Here is a 249-nt window from a genome sequence, read left to right as displayed (position 1 = left end):
CACAAATGCTATCGAATCAGTCCATCGCCAGTTCAGGAAACTGACCAAAACCAAAGGCGCTTTCCCGAACGAAAACAGTCTGTTGAAGCTGCTTTATCTGGGACTGATGAACGCACAGGAGAAATGGACAATGCCCATCCAGAGCTGGAATTTGACATTGTCACAGTTAGCCATTTATTTTGAAGGGCGACTGAATAATGTGATGACGCTGTAGAATTTTTAACGTGACACAGAATTCTGAACGCTCTC

General features: G+C 44.2%; 1 protein-coding gene. It reads left to right on the top strand.

The features are described 5' to 3' along the window. A partial coding sequence (locus A7090_RS25635; protein ID WP_198599626.1) for a transposase occupies positions 1–214 on the top strand: 214 nt, incomplete at its 5' end. Positions 215–249: the final 35 nt, after the last annotated feature.

The organism is Escherichia sp. MOD1-EC7003, from assembly GCF_002965065.1.
Classification (GTDB): Bacteria; Pseudomonadota; Gammaproteobacteria; order Enterobacterales; family Enterobacteriaceae; genus Escherichia.
The sequence above is the reverse complement of the archived record's forward strand: the minus strand, read 5'-3'. Positions and strand labels throughout refer to the sequence as shown.